A 15,605-nucleotide genomic window follows, 5' to 3' on the forward strand; every position below is an offset into this window, starting at 1 on the left:
GGAGGACAGCCGGGACGACAGCCGCTGCGGGACGACACGGGATACGGACGGGATGACACCGGCCACGGAGCGGCGCCGGGCACGGACCGGCCCCGCCCACGACAGGAAGAGTTGGACTTGGACACCACCGGCACCGGGCCGAGCCCGGACCCCGCGACGGGCCACCCCTATCAATCGCTGCCGCCGCGCTCGTTCTGGCGCTCCGCCGTGGCCGAGCCGGACATGGCGGACATCGGCGGTCTGTGGTCGCCCAAGTTCGGCATCGGTCAGGACGAGCCCGTCCTGACCGCCGGTTCGTGCTTCGCCCGCCATATCGGCCGGGCGCTGCGCGAGCGCGGCATGAACTGGCGCGACGCCGAACCGGCCCCGCCGGGGCTGGCCGAGGCCGAGCGGGCGGCCCGCCACTACGGCGTGTTCTCCTTCCGCACCGGGAACATCTACACCGCCGCCATGCTGCGGCAGTGGCTGTCCTGGGCGCACGGCGAGACCGCGCCGCCCGACGAGGTCTGGAGCGAGGACGGCCGTTTCTACGACCCGTTCCGCCCGGCCGTCGAGCCCTCGGGCCACGCTTCGGCCGAGGAGGTGCTGGCCGCGCGCGAGGCGACGCTCAAGGCCGTCCGGGGCGCCGTGTCCGGGGCGGGCGTGCTGATCTTCACCCTCGGCCTGACCGAGGCGTGGCGGGACCGGGCCACGGGCACGGTCCACCCGGTGTGTCCCGGCACGGTGCGCGGCACGTACGACGCCGAGCGGTACGCGTTCCACAACTTCGCCTACCCCGAGGTGTACGAGGACCTCTCGGCCGCCATCGGGCTGGCCCGCACCGCCAACCCCCGGCTGCGGGTGCTGCTGACCGTCTCGCCGGTGCCGCTGACCGCGACGGCCACCGGCGGCCACGCCCTCACGGCCACCACCTACTCCAAGTCCGTCCTGCGCGCGGTGGCCGGCCAACTGGCCCAGGAACTGGACCACGTCGACTACTTTCCCGCGTACGAGCTGGTCACGGGCTTCCCCTTCAAGGCGACGTGCTTCGAGCCGAACCTGCGGACGGTCGCACCGGAGGGCGTCGCCTTCGTCATGCGCCACTTCTTCGACGGCCTCGCCCAAGGCCCAGCCGACCCCGGCCCCGAAGCCGCACCCGTCCCCGTCCCCGTCCCCGTCCCCGTCCCCCAAGCCGAAGCCGCACCCACACCCACACCCGCCGCCGGAGAGGACATCTGGTGTGACGACGCCCTACTCGACTACTACAACCCCCGCTAGCACGACGCCCCCGGCCAGGTTCCTGCTGCTGGGCGACTCGCACGCCGGGCCGATCGGTCGGGCCGCGAAGGAGGCCGGAATCGCGTTCAGCGGTGGACCGATCGGCGCGGGGCGCGACTTCAACGCCGACTTCTTCGACGTGCGCGAGGGCGACGTCGTGTTCCGCAAGCCGCAGGCGGACGCGTACTACCGCGGCTTCCTGACCGAGCTGGACGCGGCTGGACTCGACCGGCTGACGGTCCCGCTGGTGGCGACGTTCGGCTTCAGCGCGCACTTCATCGCCACGACCCAGAACTGGCACATCTACCGCACGCGCGACGGCGGCTTCCCGCCCGGCTTCCTGACCGGTTCGCTGTTCGACGCCGTCGTCCGCGCCACGGTCCGCGACGCGCTGGCCTTCTACGCGCACGCGCGCGCCGTGGGCCTGCGGGTGCTGGCCGTGATGGGGCCGCAGCGGGTGCCGAGCTTCTCCGATCCGGTGGTCTTCAGGGCGGCGCAGGACGTGGTGCGCGGCGCGCTGGCCGAAGCCGGCGTGGAGATCGTGGACCTGCGGTCGCGCGTGACCGGCGAGGACGGCTTCCAGCGCCCCGAACTGTGCGAGAGCAACGACGTGATCCACGGCAATCTGGCGTTCGGCCGGATGATCCTGACGGAGCTGCTGGACCGGGGCCTGTAAGCCCGCACGGCACCACCCCACACCCACTCACACGCCCTCGACCCCGATCCTCAGGAGGACGCAATGGAGCAGTACGCACTGGATGCCGTCGAGCGCATCACCACCAGGCCGCCGGAGGGCTACGGCTCCATCGGCGTCGACCCGCTGACGCCGCTGATCGGCGCGGAGATCTCGGGCCTGGACCTGTCGAAGGAGCTGACGGAGGATCAGGGAGACGAGCTCAAGCGCGCCTTCCTCGCCCACCATGTGCTGGTCTTCCGGGACCAGCACATGTCGGGCGACGACCACAAGCGGATCGCCGGCCACTTCGGCGAACTGCACCTTGTGGCGGCGCCGGTCGAGGACTCGGACCCGTACATCCTCGAACTCAGCACCACCAAGGACTCGCGCGCCGTGGCCGGCAACGGCTGGCACGCCGACGGCACCGCCGACGCCGAGCCGTCGCTCGGCTCGATGCTCTACATCACCCGCACCCCGGAGATCGGCAGCGGCGGGGACACACTGTTCGCCGACATGCACATGGCCTACGAGCTGCTGTCACCGGCCATGAAGACGTTCCTCGACGGGCTGACGGCGGTCCACGACGGGCTGCTGCCCTGGCAGGGCGAGACCCCGCCGGCCGACTACGTCGTGCCCAAGAACGAGCACCCGGTGGTGGCCCGCCACCCCGAGACCGGCCGCAAGCTGCTGTTCGTCAACGGCGCCTACACATCCCACATACCGCAGCTCACCCGCGCCGAGAGCCGAGCGGTGCTCGACATGCTGTACGCCCACATCGCGGGCACCCCCATGCTGTCCTGCCGAGTCCGCTGGGCCCCGAACACCCTCGTGTTCTGGGACAACCGCTGCGTCCAGCACCACGCGACGTGGGACTACTACCCGCACTCACGCTACGGCCAGCGCATCGCCATCAAGGGGCAACGGCCCCAGGCTTGAGCCCTCCGGCCCGTCCGCCCCCCACGCGGCGACGGCACCATGGCTCAGGCCGCCGCCCGGCCCAGGCTGTCGGCGAGGCCGTCGGCCAGCCGGGCGCAGGCTTCTCGGCGCCGCTCGTCGCGGCCCTCGGCCTCGTCCGGGCCCTCGCCCTCGGCACAGTCACCGTCGGCGAGGGCCAGGGCGTAGGCGCGTACGTGGGCGAAGGGGTAGGTCTCGGCGTAGGCGCGGGCGTCTGCCGACGCGTACGCGGCAGCGGCGGCGCGGGCGTTCGCGAGCGTGTTGGCGGCGGCGTAGGAGCGGGCGTTGGCGTCGGTGCTGAGCTTCGCGTAGCTGTCGGCGAACTCGGCGGCCTTCTGCTCGCCGTAGTCGTTCGCCATCGCGTAGGCGTGGGCGTCGGCGGAGGCCGTGGCGAACGCCTCGCCGTAGGCGTAGGCGTGCCGGTACACCTCCGCCAGCGCCGCGCCGAGCGCCGCCTCCCACGCGTCCGCCCCGACCCGCTCCCCCGCCAGCGCCCGTACGTGCAGCGCCCGCACCGCCTCCTGGGGCCCGGCGTCGTCGCCGCGGCGCGCGGCGGCCTCCGCCAGCAGCGGCGCGACGGTGCCCGCGTGCCAGTCGTGGACCACGGCGAAGGGCACGTCCCCGCCGCGGCGCGCGAGTTCGCCGTGGACGCGCCGGGCCCACCTCGCGGCTGCGGCGGCGTCCTGGCCGTCGAAGAGCGCGCCGATGACCTGCGCGGGCCAGGGCGCCGGGGCGCCGTCGTACGAGCCGGCCGCTTGGCCTTCTTCGAGCCGGGCGAGGAACTGGTCGAACGTCTCGGGTGCGGCCGGGGGAAGAGTCATCCGTCTCTCCTGTGTGGGCTGTCGCGGCCGCTGGTGCTCCGGCCTCCGCCAGGGATCATCACCGTAACCCGGCGATCTCCCGTACGGAATGCCGGAGCCCTCGGCCCTCCCCCGTCCCTCAACCCTCAGCCGTCGCCCGCCCCGAGCTCCGCGACGGCGCTGAGCAGGCGGTCGACGTCGGAGCGGTCGTTGTAGTGGACGAGTCCCGCCCGGACCGCGCCGCCGCTCTCCCGCAGGCCGAGGGCGCCGGTCAGCTCCCAGGCGTAGTTGTGGCCGTGCCATACGTTCACGCGCTGGTCCGCGAGGTGTTCGGCGACCTCGCGCGGGGTGCGGCCGGCCACCCGGAAGAAGGCGGTGGCGGTGCGACGGGCGGGCTTACCGTACAGCGTGACGTACGGCAGCTCCTCCAGGCCGTGCAGCAGAGTGCCGAACAGCTCGTGCTCGTAACGCTCCACCGCCGCCATCGAAGCGAGCAGCCGCCGGCGGCGGGAGAGCGACGGGTCGGGGGCGGCGAGCGAGGCCAGGTGGTCCACGGCCGCCGCGAGCCCGGCGAAGTCCGCGTACGGCGGGGTGCCGGTCTCGAACCGCTCCGGTACCCCGTCGGGCGCGGGCAGCAGCTTGTCGGGCCGCAGGGTGTCCAGCAGTTCGGGCGCGGCGATGAGAGCCCCGACGTGCGGTCCCGACCATTTGTAGGCGCTGGTGATGAAGAAGTCCGCGCCCGTCTCCCGTACGTCGACGGGGCCGTGCGGCGTCGCGTGGACGCCGTCGACGAAGGTCAGCGCACCGGCCGCGTGCGCCTTGGCGGTGATCGCGGCGACGTCGGGACGGGTGCCGAGGATGTTGCTCGCGGCGGTGACGGCGACCAGCCGGGTGCGCTCGTCGAGGAGCGCGTCGTACTGCTCGGCCGGCAACTCGCCGGTGGAGGGGTCCGCTTCGGCCCACCGCACCTCGACCCCCGCGCGGGCGGCGGCCTGCGCCCAGGGCCGGACGTTGGCGTCGTGGTCGAGGCGGGAGAGCACGATGCGGTCGCCGGGCCGCCAGGTGTCGGCGAGGACCGGCGCGAGGCGGTACACCAGCGTCGTGGCGTTCGGCCCGAGCACCACTCCGCCCGGCTCGCCGCCCACCAGGTCGGCCACCGCGCTCCGGGCCTCGGCGACGACCGCCTCCGCGCGTCGACTGGCCGGGAACGGCCCGCCGGCGTTGCCGATCCCGGCCCGGCAGGCGGCGGCGACGGCGTCGATCACGGCCGTCGGCACCTGGGTGCCGGCGGCGCCGTCGAGGTAGGCGTATCCGTCGCGCAGGGCGGGATACATGGCACGTATGGCTGCTACATCAAATCCCATGAGGATCAGCCTGGCCCCCACCGGGACCCGCTGGGAAGGCCGATCACACCGGCCGTCCGGGATCAGCCGCTTGACGGGACGAAGACCTGCTGCCGCCGGGGCCGTCCCTGGGCGGCACAGGCGGGGCGCAGCCCCTCAAGCCGCCGCGTGCGCGCCCACCGCACCCGGCCCCGCCCGGTCCGCGTCGCGGCCCGTACCGCGGCCCGCCTCGCGGTGGATCGGCGTCTCCGCGCCCGTCAGCGGGCGGCCCGTGCCGCCTTCTCTGGCGGCGACGATTTCGGCGGCGATGGAGAGGGCGGTCTCCTCGGGCGTGCGGGCGCCGAGGTCGAGGCCGATCGGTGAGTGGAGGCGGGCGAGTTCGGTCTCGGTGAGGCCGACCTCGCGGAGTCGGCGGTCGCGGTCCTCGTGGGTGCGGCGGGAGCCCATCGCGCCGACGAAGGCGACCGGCAGCCGCAGGGCCTCCTCCAACAGGGGCACGTCGAACTTGGCGTCGTGGGTCAGTACGCACAGGACCGTGCGGCTGTCGGTCGCGGTGCGCCGGAGGTAGCGGTGCGGCCACTCGACCACGATGTCGTCGGCCTCGGGGAAGCGGACGCGGGTGGCGAAGACGGGCCGGGCGTCGCACAGGGTCACGTGGTAGCCGAGGAACTTGCCCGTACGCACGAGGGCCGACGCGAAGTCCACCGCACCGAAGACGATCATGCGGGGCGGCGGCACGCTGGACTCGACGAGCAGGGTGCGGTCCGGTTCGCAGTGCCGGCCGGCCGTGGAGACGTCGACGGTTCCGGTGCGGCCCGCGGCCAGCAGGGCGCGGGCCTCCGCCGCCGCCGTGCGGGACAGTTCGGCGGGTCCGTCGAGCCCGCCCTCGTACGTGCCGTCGGGGTGGACGAGCAGGACGCCGGCGGGCGGCGGCCCATCGGGGCTTCGGGCCACGCGGACGAGGGCCGCGGTCTCGCCGCGCGCGGCGGCGGCCAGCGCCGCCGCGAACACCTCCCGGCCGGGCGCCCGCGCAGTCACCGGCGTGACGAGGACCTCGATGACACCGCCGCAGGTCAGACCGACCGCGAAGGCGTCCTCGGCGCTGTAGCCGAACCGCTCCAGGACCGGTTCGCCGTCCTGGAGGGCCTGTACGCACAGTTCGTACACCGCCCCTTCCACGCAGCCGCCGGAGACCGAGCCGATGACCACGCCGTCGCCGTCGACGGCGAGGGCGGCTCCGGGCGACCGGGGCGCGCTGCCCTCGACGGCCACGACGGTGGCGACGGCGAAGTCACGGCCCTCCTCCACCCATCGGTTCAGGTCGTCGGCGATGTCCAGCATGTCGGTCTCCTCTCTGTACGCGGGGCGGCCGGCGACGGCCGCCCCGCCCCGCGTGCCGCTCGGGGCTCGGGGCTCAGGCGGCCCCGCCGCCCGCGGACGCGCTCGCCGCGCCCGCGAGCAGGACGCGGTCGGGCCGGATCGGCAGGGCGCGGTGGCGTACGCCGGTGGCGTGCCAGACCGCGTTGGCGATGGCCGCCGCGACCCCCACGATGCCGACCTCTCCGATCCCCTTGATCCCGACGGGGTCGTCCGGGTCCGGGTCGTCGATCCAGTCCGCCTCGATGTGCGGGATGTCGGCGTTCGCGGCGAAGTGGTAGCCCGCGAGGTCGGCGCCGACGACGCCGCCCGACGCCCGGTCCCTGGCCGCTTCCTCGTGCAGCGCCATGGACAGCCCCCAGATCATGCCGCCGACGAACTGGCCGCGCGCGGTCAGCGGGTTGATGATCCGGCCCGCGGCGAAGATCCCGAGCATCCGCCGGACCCTCACCTCGCCCGTGGCGACGTCCACGGCGACCTCCGCGAACTGCGCGCCGAAGGAGTGCCGTTCCTTGGCCGCCAGCGCGGCGATCGCCTCGGCGGTGTTGGACCGCGCGGTGATCCCCTGCGGGGGAATGGCGCCGCCCAGGGCGAGTTGCTCGCGCAGGTCGCGCGCGGCCTGCGTGATGGCCCAGGACCAGGAGCGGGTGCCCATCGAACCGCCGGCGAGCATCGCCGGCCCGAAGTCGCTGTCGCCGATCTTCATATGGATGCGTTCCGGTGCGACCTCCAGCGCGTCCGCGGCGACCAGGGTCAGTGCGGTGCGGGCCCCGGTCCCGATGTCCGCGGCGGTGATCCGCACGGTGAAGGTTCCGTCCGCCTCCGCCGTGACGGCGGCCGTGGACGGGGCGGCTCCGACGAAGAACGAGGCCGCCGCGGTGCCGGTGCCGAGCAGCCAGCGTCCGTCGCGGCGCAGGCCGGGGCGCGGATCCCGGTCCGCCCAGCCGAACCTGCGGGCGCCCTCCCGGAAGCACTCGGGCAGGCGGCGGGTGGCGAAGGGCAGCCCGGAGACGGGCCCCGCGGCCGGTTCGTTGCGCACCCGCAGCTCGATCGGGTCGACGCCGCACTTCTCGGCGAGCTCGTCGAAGGCCGACTCCAGCGCGAAGGAGCCCGGCGCCTCGCCCGGCGCGCGCATCCAGCTCGGCGTGGGCACGTCGAGCCGTACGAGGCGGTGCGCGGTGCGGTGCGCCTCGGCGTCGTACATCACGCGCGACACGTCGGCACTGCGCTCGACGAACTCGCGGAACGTCGAGGTGACGGAGAACGCCTGGTGGTCGAGGGCGAGCAGCCGGCCGTCCGCGTCGGCGCCGAGCCGCACGCGCTGCTCGGTCGGGGTGCGGTAGCCGACGAGCGAGAACATCTGACGGCGGGTCAGTACGACGCGGACCGGGCGGTGCAGCACGGTCGCCGCCATCGCGGCGACCACCTGGTGCGGGCGGACCGCCTTGGACCCGAAGCCGCCGCCGACGTGCTCGGACCGTACCCGCACCGACTCCGCGTCGAGGGAGAAGATGCTCGCGAGCTCCTGGGCCACGAACATGCTGCCCTGGTTGGAGTCGACGACTTCGAGCCGGCCGCTGTCCCAGCGCGCCGTCGCCGCGTGCGGCTCCATCGGGTTGTGGTGCTCTTCGGGCGTGGTGTACCGCTCGTCCACCACGACCGCGGACGCGGCCAGTTGGGCTTCGAGGTCCCCTTTCTCCGTGTCCGACGGCGGGCCCTGGGGCGCGTCCGGCGCGTACAGGCCGGGGTGTTCCGCCGAGAAGGCGACGTCGTGCGGCTCCTCCTCGTAGCGGACGGTCAGCGCCTCGGCGGCCTCGCGCGCCTGCTCGGACGTCTCGGCGACGACGAGCGCCACGGGCCAGCCGAGGTGCGGCACCCGGTCGTGCTGGAAGACCTGGAGGATCGGGTCGGGCGGCCCCATGGGCGTCATGTACTCCGACTCGACGCGCGGGGCGTTGCCGTGGTGCAGCACGGCGAGGACGCCGGGCATCGCGAGCACGGGCCCGGTCTCCACGGCGCTGACGCGGCCGCGGGCGACGGTGGACAGCACCAGCCAGCCGTGGGCGAGTTCGGCGAACGGGATCTCCCCGGCGTAGCGGGCCGCTCCGGTGACCTTCTCGCGGCCCTCCACTCGGGTGTGCGCGGTGCCAACGGCGCCGGTGACCGCAGCGGTTCCGGTCGTCACCGTCATCGGGCGGCCTCCTGGGTGAGTTCGGTCAGTACGGCGACGACGAGGTTGCGCATCAGCGTCACCTTGTATCCGTTGTGGGGCAGCGGCTCGGCCGCGGCCAGTTCGGCGTCCGCCGCGGCGGCGAACGCGTCGGCGGTGGCCGGTCCCCCGGTCAGCGCCTGTTCCGCAGTACGGGCGCGCCACGGGCGGGACGCGACCGCCCCGAAGGCGAGGCGCACCTCGCGTACGGCGCCCTCCTCGACGTCGAGGGCGGCGGCGATCGAGCCGATGGCGAAGGCGTACGAAGCGCGCTCGCGCACCTTGCGGTAGCGGGAGACGGCGGCGACGGGGGCGGGCGGCAGGGTGACGCCGGTGATCAGCGCGCCGGCCGGCAGCGCGGTCTCCAGGTGCGGGGTGTCGCCCACGGGCAGATAGAACTCGGCGAGCGGCAACTCCCCCGGCCCGTCGGCCGTTTCGTACGAGACGGAGGCGTCGAAGGCGGCGAGCGCCACGCCCATGTCCGAGGGGTGGGTGGCCACGCAGTGCGCGGAGGCCCCGAGGATGGCGTGGTTGTGGTGCTCGCCCTCGATGGCGGGGCAGCCGCTGCCGGGGGCGCGTTTGTTGCACGGCTGGGCCGTGTCGGCGAAGTAGGCGCAGCGGGTGCGCTGGAGCAGGTTTCCGCCGACGGTCGCCATGTTGCGCAGTTGCCCGGAGGCGCCCGCGAGGACGGCCTGAGCCAGCGCGGGGTACCTGCGCCGCACCTCGGGGTCGGCGGCCAGCTCGCTGTTGGTGACGGTCGCGCCGATGCGGAGCCCGCCGTCCGGCGTGGACTCGATGCGGCCGAGGGGCAGTTCGCGTACGTCGATGAGGCGCGCGGGCCGCTCGACGCCGGTCTTCATGAGGTCGACGAGGTTGGTGCCGCCGCCGAGGAAGCGCGCCTCGGGGTCCGCGTCCAGCAGCGCGACCGCGCCGGAGACGTCGAACACCCGCTGATAGCCGAATTCCCTCATACCGCCGCTCCCGATTCCGCTGTGTCGCCTGACTGTCGGGGCGCGTCCGGTGCACCCTCCGCCGCGAGCCCGGCCGCGCGGGCGACGGCCTGCACGATCGACACGTACGCGCCGCAGCGGCACAGGTTGCCGCTCATCCGCTCGCTGATCTCCTCGGCGGTGAGCTGCGGCGCCCCCGCCTCGGGCCGGACGTCGGCGGTGACGGCGCTCGGCCAGCCGGCGGCGTGCTCCTCGATGACGCCGAGGGCGGAACATATCTGGCCGGGCGTGCAGTAGCCGCACTGGTAGCCGTCGAGGTCGAGGAACGCCTGCTGCACCGGGTGCAGCGTGTCGCCGTCCGCGACGCCCTCGATGGTGGTGATCTCCCGCCCCTCGGCGGCGACCGCGAGCTGGAGGCAGGACACGGCCCGCCGCCCGTCGATCAGCACCGTGCAGGCGCCGCACTGGCCTTGGTCGCAGCCCTTCTTCGTGCCGGTCAGATCGAGGCGCTCGCGCAGGGCATCGAGCAGGGTCGTGCGGTGGTCGACGGGCAGGCTGTGCTTCTCGCCGTTGATGTTCAAAGTGATGGCACTGGACGTCGGTAGGGCCATGATCAGCCTTCTTTCGCGTATGCGGTACGCGGCGGGGTGTCGGGGTGCGGCCCCTTGCCCCGGCGTGGTCGAGCGGGCGGCCGGACGGCCGCTGCCGCCCCAGCCACCTGCGGCGCGACCGGTGACAGGACGACCGGTCACGATCGCCACCGGCCGTGGATGCCGCTAAGGTGGACCTAAGTGGACACTTGTCCGTTGGGCTTCAACCTAACGGACAGTTGTCCGCTTAACAAGGCGGTTCCAGCCGCGATTCCGGGAAGCCGTAAATCCGGCAGGCGCCGCGGACGGAAACCGCGGAACCGGAAGCCGTGCGAACGGGAGCCGTGGAAACGGAAGCCGCCGGAACGGGAAGCCGTGGCTCCGGGAGGAGGACGAGTGCAGGAGAAGAGAGACGCGCCGCTGCGCTCGGACGCGCAGCAGAATCGCGAACGCATCCTGACGGTGGCGCTGGCCGAGCTGACACGGTCCGGCGACGTCCCGCTGAGCGCGATCGCGAAGAAGGCGGGCGTCGGGCAGGGCACGTTCTACCGCAACTTCCCCAACCGCCAGTCACTCGTGCTGGAGGTCTACCAGTACGGGGTCAAGCAGGTCTCCGACTCCGCCGCGCAGCTGCTGGCGGCCCACGCCCCGGACCGCGCGCTGCGCGAGTGGATGGACCGGCTCGCCGAGTACGCCATGGTCAAGGCCGGCCTGGCCGACGCGCTGCGCAAGGCCACCAGCGGGGCCGGCACCCTCGCCGGGCTGGGCTACGGCCCGCTGACCTCGGCCGTCACGCTCCTGCTGCGGGCGAACCACGAGGCGGGCACCATCCGCCCGGGGGTCACCCCCGAGGACTTCATGCTCGCCATCTCCGGCCTGTGGCACATCGATCCGCACGGGGACTGGCGGACGCGCGCGACCCGGCTCCTGGACCTGGTCATGGACGGACTGCGGGCTGGAGCGCCCGGACGGTGAACGAAGCGGCGCGACCCGGCCGTGACGGCTACGACCGCCGACGGGGCCTGCCGCCCTTGCTCCCCTTGTTCCCCTTCGCGGGCTTGCCGCCCTTCCCGGGCCTCCCGCCGCTGCCGCCCCTCGGCCCGCCCGCCGCCGACCTGGCCGCCGGCTTGCCGCCCGCGGGCTTACGGCGCGCGCCCTCGCCTTCGGGACCCGTGGCCTTCTTCGGCTGCCGGGCCGCGGCCTGGGCCCGGCCGCGGGTGCTGTTGACGGTCCGGCCGCGGACGATCCCGATGAAGTCCTCCACCAGATCCGTGGTCTTCTCCTGCGGCCACGACAGCGCGACCCGCGACTCCGGCGCGTCCGTGAGCGGCCGGTAGGTCAGGTCCTTGCGGTGGTGCAGCCGGGCGAGCGACTGCGGCACGACGAGCACCCCCACCCCGGCCGCCACCAGCTCGACGGCGTCCGCCGTCGTGGCGGGGCGGTCCTTGGCGGGCTGCCCCGGCCGGTGCTCCCAGTCGAGGGTCTCGTCGAGGGGGTGCAGCACGATCTCGTCGGCCAGCTCCCCGGCGGACACCTCGTCGACCGCCGCGACCACATGGTCCTTCGGGACCACGACCACGGTCGTCTCGGTGTAGAGGGGGATGGCGCTGAGGTCCGCGCCGTCGACCGGCAGCCGTACGAACCCCGCGTCCGCGCCGCCGTCCCGCAGCACCCCGCACGCCTCGGCGGCGGTCACCTGGACCAGGGTCAGCGGTACGTCCGGCAGCCGCTCGTGCCAGATCCGCACCCACTTCGTGGGCGTCACCCCCGGTACGTACGCGAGCTGGAAGGACGGAGGTGTCTGGGAGCCGGTCACCGGGTCAGGCTACCGGCTCCTGGTCGGCGGTAGCGCACACGATCGATACCCTTGACACCATGACGTCGCACCAGACCACCCAGACCATGAAGCCCGCGACCGCGGCGAAGAAGCTGGGTGTGTACCTCGAGGCCACCCCCGCCGAGTTCCAGGAGGGTGTCGTCTCGCGCACCGAGCTGAACGCCCTGCAGGCCGACCCGCCCCAGTGGCTGCTGGACCTGCGGCGCGACGGCCCGCACCCCCGGCCGGTGGTCGCGGCGAAGCTGGGCGTCTCCATCTCGGGTCTCGCCCGCGGCGGGATCACGGAGCCGCTCACCACCGAGCAGATCGACGCGCTGAAGCAGGAACTGCCCGAATGGCTCCAGAAGGAGCGCGCCACCCAGGCCGAGGTCCGCAAGGAGAACGTGCGCATCAAGGCCAAGCGGGCGGAGCGCGAGGAACAGCAGAACTGACCCCGGCCCGCCCGGCCGCACGTTGATACGGCCGTACGTTGATGCGGCCATCCGCACCACCAGCACGCCCGGCCACTGGCCGGGCGTGTTCGCGTACGGGCGGACGGGCGGACGGGCGGAATGATCGAGCGTTAAGCATTAAACGCTTCTGTTTGGCGTGACTAAAATCCCGGTACCCGAGGGAAGGGAAGGGACGGGAACGTGGTCGACACCGCCCGCTCCGGCCCGGCTGGTGGGGGCGGAGATCAAGCGGATCCGCACCGAGCGCGGCTTGACCCTGCGGGGCCTGGCGGAACACTGCGGGCTGTCGGCGGACTTCCTCTCACTGGCCGAACTCGGCATCAACTCCATCTCCCTGACCTCGTTGTTCGCGCTGGCGAGCGCGCTGGACGTGGGCGCGGTCGAGCTGCTGGGCGCGGCCGGCCGCGGGAGCCCGCAGGCGTACGCGATCACCCGGCGCGACGCCCCGGACGCCCTGCGCGTGGTGATGGGCGAGCGCGAGCCACAGCCAGGCAAAGCCAGGGCCAGGACGGGCGTGGCGACAGGCTCGCGCCGCGGGCCTTCCTGGCCCAGATGATGAGCCTGTGGTTCCTGGCCCCGCCGCGGCAGGAGGCATCAACGGGCAGTTGGTCCAGCTCTACCGCCCGACGACCGAGGTCGCCTATTTCGCCGGGGTGGGTGCGGCGGCGATGGCGACCAGCATTGTCATGCACCTGATATCCCCATGGATTCAGCGGCGCACGGGCGGCGAGCGGTGAGAGACAGCGCCGCACGGTGAAGAGAACAGTCGCATCAGATCCGAACCAGGAGGAGCGAGACATGCGAGTGGTGATCGTCGGCAGCGGCATCGTCGGTGCGTCGGCCGGCTACGAGCTGGCCCGGACCGGAGTGGACGTGGTCCTGGTGGACTCGCTGACCCCGGGCCGAGCGACATCGGCCGGCGCGGGCATCATCTGCCCGTGGTCCTCGCGGGTGGAGGACCCGGACTGGCACCGGATAGCGGTCACCGGGGCGGAGCACTACCAGGGACTGCTGGCGTCGCTGTCCGCCGACGGGGAGACCGAGCTCGGCTACCGGCGAGTCGGCTCGCTGCGGCTGGTCTCCGAGGCCGAGTCCGACGAGGCGCTGCGGCGCGTGGCCGAGCGCGCCACGGAGTCCCCGACGGCCGGGGAGCCCGAGCTGATCACCGCCCGCCGGGCCCGCGAACTCTTCCCGCCCCTCGCGCACGAGGGCCCGGCCATCCACGTGCCGGGGGCAGCGCGCCTGGACGGCCGCGCGGTCCGCGACGCGCTGCGCCGCGCTGCGGTCCGGCGGGGCGCCCGGATCGTCGACGGCACGGCCGCGATCGTCGCCGACGGCGCCGTCCGCGGGGTGCGGGTCGACGGCGAGCTCCTCGGCGCGGACGCCGTGATCGCGGCGGCGGGCGCCTGGTCGCCGCGGCTGCTCGAACCGATCGGCGTCCGGGTGCGCGTCGCGCCGCAGCGCGGCCAGATCATGCATCTGCGGCTGCCCGGTGTGGACACCGCGGACTGGCCGGTCGTGCTGACGCGTACGCCGCACTACCTCTTGGCCTTCGACGACTCGCGGGTCGTGGTCGGTGCGACCCGCGAGGACCACGCCGGATTCGACCACCGGGTGACCGCGGCCGGCATGGCGGAGGTGCTCGGCGAGGCGCTGTCGGCGGCCCCCGGGCTGGCGGGCGCCACGCACGTGGAGACCCGCATCGGGTTCCGTCCGATGGGCCCCGACGTCCTGCCGCTGCTCGGGCCCGTGCCGCAGGTCCCCGGGCTGGTCGTGGCCAACGGCCTGGGGGCGTCGGGCCTGACGATCGGCCCCTACGCGGGTGTGGTCGCGGCGCGGCTCGCGCGCCGGACCGACCCGGGGATCGACCTGGCGGCGTACGACCCGCTGCGCTGAGCATGGCCGTGCGCCGAGCCACACCGCATGATGGTTGATGGTAGAACCATCATGGGTGGTCACGGACGGATGGTGGCAACCGCCCCACGGCAGAGAGCGAATGGACAGCCGATGAGCAACGCCGAGACCCGCCCTGCCGAGATCCGGTGCGCCCAGGAGGCGACGACCGACCGACGGCCTTCGGGCGTCGAGGTCCTCACGCCACGCGCCGTACCCCTCGGCGGCCCGCGCGCCATGACCGTGCGCCGCACCCTCCCGCAGCGCGCCCGCTCGCTGATCGGCGCCTGGTGCTTCGCGGACCACTACGGCCCCGACGACGTCGCCGTCACCGCAGGCATGGACGTCGCACCTCACCCGCACACCGGCCTCCAGACCGTGAGCTGGCTGTTCACCGGCGAGATCGAACACCGGGACAGCCTGGGCACGCACGCGACGGTACGCCCCGGCGAACTGAATCTGATGACGGGCGGCCGGGGCATCTGCCATTCGGAGGTCTCGACCCCGCAGACCACCGTCCTGCACGGGGTACAGCTGTGGCTCGCGCTGCCCGATGCCCACCGCGACGCGCCCCGCGACTTCCAGCACCATGTCCCGGCCCTCGTCGCGCACGGGGAGGCGACCGTACGGGTCTTCCTGGGCGACCTGTGCGGCCAGTCCTCTCCGGTACGGGTCTTCACGCCTCTGCTGGGAGCGGAGATCACCTTGCCGGCCGGGGCCCGCGTCTCCCTGGACACCTACCCCTCCTTCGAGCACGGCGTCCTCGTCGACAGCGGTACGGTCACCGCCGAGGGCACGCCCCTGCGCCAGGCCGAACTCGGCTACCTGTCCCCCGGCCGCCCGCACCTCACCCTGACGAACGACGGCGTCGGCCCGGCCCGCCTCATCCTGCTCGGCGGCGAACCGTTCGGCGAAGAGATCGTCATGTGGTGGAACTTCGTCGGACGCGGCCACGACGACATCGTCCGCTTCCGCGAGGAATGGCAACGAGAATCCGACCGCTTCGGCCGAGTCGAAGGCTACGAGGGCCCCACCCCCCGCCTCCCGGCCCCCACCCTCCCCAACGCCCGCCTCACCCCTCGCCACACCCCCGCACCGCGCCCGGCGGACGCCCCGGACGACTGACAGAGTCGACTGCGCTTGCGGATTCCGCGATTCCTTCTCAGACCAACACCTTCACCGGGCGTCGCACGAAACGGTTAAGAATCGGCCGAACCCGATACCCACGGCGCCGACCCGCAGAAACCGCGAGCGGAGGCCGCGCCGG

16 protein-coding genes are annotated in these 15,605 nt (G+C 73.6%); 9 read left to right on the forward strand and 7 right to left on the reverse strand.

Annotated features, from left to right (window positions below; all coding sequences use genetic code 11):
• The first annotated feature begins 117 nt into the window (after positions 1–117).
• The 3 genes from AB0I49_RS11370 (at position 118) to AB0I49_RS11380 (ending at position 2,869) form a co-directional block, all read left to right on the forward strand.
• Entirely contained in the window at positions 118–1,257 is a 1,140-nt protein-coding gene (locus AB0I49_RS11370) for a GSCFA domain-containing protein (protein ID WP_363226641.1), read from the forward strand.
• Entirely contained in the window at positions 1,220–1,933 is a 714-nt protein-coding gene (locus tag AB0I49_RS11375; protein WP_363226642.1) for a hypothetical protein, read from the forward strand. Before AB0I49_RS11370 ends, AB0I49_RS11375 begins: the two co-directional genes overlap by 38 nt.
• 63 nt (positions 1,934–1,996) lie before the next feature.
• Positions 1,997–2,869, forward strand: a complete 873-nt coding sequence (locus tag AB0I49_RS11380) for a TauD/TfdA family dioxygenase (RefSeq protein ID WP_363226643.1) — start codon at positions 1,997–1,999, stop codon at positions 2,867–2,869.
• Positions 2,870–2,913: 44 nt separating this feature from the next.
• Here the strand turns inward: AB0I49_RS11380 and AB0I49_RS11385 are convergent, their stop codons facing one another.
• The 6 genes from AB0I49_RS11385 to AB0I49_RS11410 all read right to left on the reverse strand — a co-directional run bounded on the left by AB0I49_RS11385 (position 2,914) and on the right by AB0I49_RS11410 (position 10,177).
• On the reverse strand, positions 2,914–3,708 hold the full coding sequence (locus tag AB0I49_RS11385) for a SpcZ (RefSeq protein ID WP_363226644.1): 795 nt from the start codon (positions 3,706–3,708) through the stop codon (positions 2,914–2,916).
• A gap of 125 nt (positions 3,709–3,833) precedes the next feature.
• Positions 3,834–5,051 (reverse strand): cysteine desulfurase-like protein, encoded by a 1,218-nt coding sequence (locus AB0I49_RS11390; protein WP_363226645.1) that lies wholly within the window; start codon positions 5,049–5,051, stop codon positions 3,834–3,836.
• Positions 5,052–5,186: 135 nt separating this feature from the next.
• Positions 5,187–6,371, reverse strand: coding sequence for an XdhC/CoxI family protein (locus tag AB0I49_RS11395; protein WP_363226646.1), 1,185 nt, complete (start codon positions 6,369–6,371; stop codon positions 5,187–5,189).
• A gap of 73 nt (positions 6,372–6,444) precedes the next feature.
• A complete protein-coding gene (locus tag AB0I49_RS11400; RefSeq protein ID WP_363226647.1) occupies positions 6,445–8,598 on the reverse strand; it encodes a xanthine dehydrogenase family protein molybdopterin-binding subunit in 2,154 nt (717 codons plus the stop codon).
• Positions 8,595–9,587, reverse strand: coding sequence for a xanthine dehydrogenase family protein subunit M (locus AB0I49_RS11405; protein ID WP_363226648.1), 993 nt, complete (start codon positions 9,585–9,587; stop codon positions 8,595–8,597). Before AB0I49_RS11405 ends, AB0I49_RS11400 begins: the two co-directional genes overlap by 4 nt.
• Positions 9,584–10,177 carry a 2Fe-2S iron-sulfur cluster-binding protein gene (locus tag AB0I49_RS11410; protein WP_363226649.1) on the reverse strand — a complete coding sequence of 198 codons (594 nt, stop codon included), beginning with the start codon at positions 10,175–10,177 and terminating at the stop codon, positions 9,584–9,586. The genes AB0I49_RS11405 and AB0I49_RS11410 overlap by 4 nt, the downstream gene beginning before the upstream one ends.
• A 375-nt stretch (positions 10,178–10,552) precedes the next feature.
• On the opposite strand from AB0I49_RS11410, the gene AB0I49_RS11415 reads away from it, so the two are divergent.
• The gene (locus tag AB0I49_RS11415; RefSeq protein WP_363226650.1) at positions 10,553–11,131 is read left to right on the forward strand and encodes a TetR/AcrR family transcriptional regulator; all 579 of its coding nucleotides are present in this window, start codon (positions 10,553–10,555) and stop codon (positions 11,129–11,131) included.
• Between the two features lie 28 nt (positions 11,132–11,159).
• Here the strand turns inward: AB0I49_RS11415 and AB0I49_RS11420 are convergent, their stop codons facing one another.
• Entirely contained in the window at positions 11,160–11,972 is an 813-nt protein-coding gene (locus AB0I49_RS11420) for a LysR substrate-binding domain-containing protein (RefSeq protein WP_363226651.1), read from the reverse strand.
• A gap of 59 nt (positions 11,973–12,031) precedes the next feature.
• Between AB0I49_RS11420 and AB0I49_RS11425 the strand changes: the two genes are divergently transcribed.
• The 5 genes from AB0I49_RS11425 to AB0I49_RS11445 all read left to right on the forward strand — a co-directional run bounded on the left by AB0I49_RS11425 (position 12,032) and on the right by AB0I49_RS11445 (position 15,463).
• Complete coding sequence (locus tag AB0I49_RS11425; protein ID WP_363226652.1) at positions 12,032–12,424, forward strand: DUF5997 family protein; 393 nt, start codon at positions 12,032–12,034, stop codon at positions 12,422–12,424.
• Between the two features lie 157 nt (positions 12,425–12,581).
• The gene (locus AB0I49_RS11430) at positions 12,582–13,001 is read left to right on the forward strand and encodes a helix-turn-helix transcriptional regulator (RefSeq protein WP_363226653.1); all 420 of its coding nucleotides are present in this window, start codon (positions 12,582–12,584) and stop codon (positions 12,999–13,001) included.
• Positions 13,002–13,008: 7 nt separating this feature from the next.
• Positions 13,009–13,182 (forward strand): hypothetical protein, encoded by a 174-nt coding sequence (locus AB0I49_RS11435; RefSeq protein ID WP_363226654.1) that lies wholly within the window; start codon positions 13,009–13,011, stop codon positions 13,180–13,182.
• A gap of 61 nt (positions 13,183–13,243) precedes the next feature.
• Positions 13,244–14,341 carry an FAD-dependent oxidoreductase gene (locus AB0I49_RS11440; protein ID WP_363226655.1) on the forward strand — a complete coding sequence of 366 codons (1,098 nt, stop codon included), beginning with the start codon at positions 13,244–13,246 and terminating at the stop codon, positions 14,339–14,341.
• 111 nt (positions 14,342–14,452) lie between these two features.
• A complete protein-coding gene (locus AB0I49_RS11445) occupies positions 14,453–15,463 on the forward strand; it encodes a pirin family protein (protein ID WP_363226656.1) in 1,011 nt (336 codons plus the stop codon).
• Positions 15,464–15,605: the final 142 nt, after the last annotated feature.

This window comes from Streptomyces sp. NPDC050617, from assembly GCF_040654795.1.
Classification (GTDB): domain Bacteria; phylum Actinomycetota; class Actinomycetes; order Streptomycetales; family Streptomycetaceae; genus Streptomyces.

Coding starts and splice junctions, on each gene's coding strand:
- AB0I49_RS11425 (WP_363226652.1), top strand. CDS start 12,032: ATGACGTCGCACCAGACCACCCAGACCATGAAGCCCGCGACCGCGGCG.
- AB0I49_RS11395 (WP_363226646.1), bottom strand. CDS start 6,371: ATGCTGGACATCGCCGACGACCTGAACCGATGGGTGGAGGAGGGCCGT.
- AB0I49_RS11440 (WP_363226655.1), top strand. CDS start 13,244: ATGCGAGTGGTGATCGTCGGCAGCGGCATCGTCGGTGCGTCGGCCGGC.
- AB0I49_RS11445 (WP_363226656.1), top strand. CDS start 14,453: ATGAGCAACGCCGAGACCCGCCCTGCCGAGATCCGGTGCGCCCAGGAG.
- AB0I49_RS11385 (WP_363226644.1), bottom strand. CDS start 3,708: ATGACTCTTCCCCCGGCCGCACCCGAGACGTTCGACCAGTTCCTCGCC.
- AB0I49_RS11400 (WP_363226647.1), bottom strand. CDS start 8,598: ATGACGGTGACGACCGGAACCGCTGCGGTCACCGGCGCCGTTGGCACC.
- AB0I49_RS11390 (WP_363226645.1), bottom strand. CDS start 5,051: ATGGGATTTGATGTAGCAGCCATACGTGCCATGTATCCCGCCCTGCGC.
- AB0I49_RS11410 (WP_363226649.1), bottom strand. CDS start 10,177: ATGGCCCTACCGACGTCCAGTGCCATCACTTTGAACATCAACGGCGAG.
- AB0I49_RS11405 (WP_363226648.1), bottom strand. CDS start 9,587: ATGAGGGAATTCGGCTATCAGCGGGTGTTCGACGTCTCCGGCGCGGTC.
- AB0I49_RS11380 (WP_363226643.1), top strand. CDS start 1,997: ATGGAGCAGTACGCACTGGATGCCGTCGAGCGCATCACCACCAGGCCG.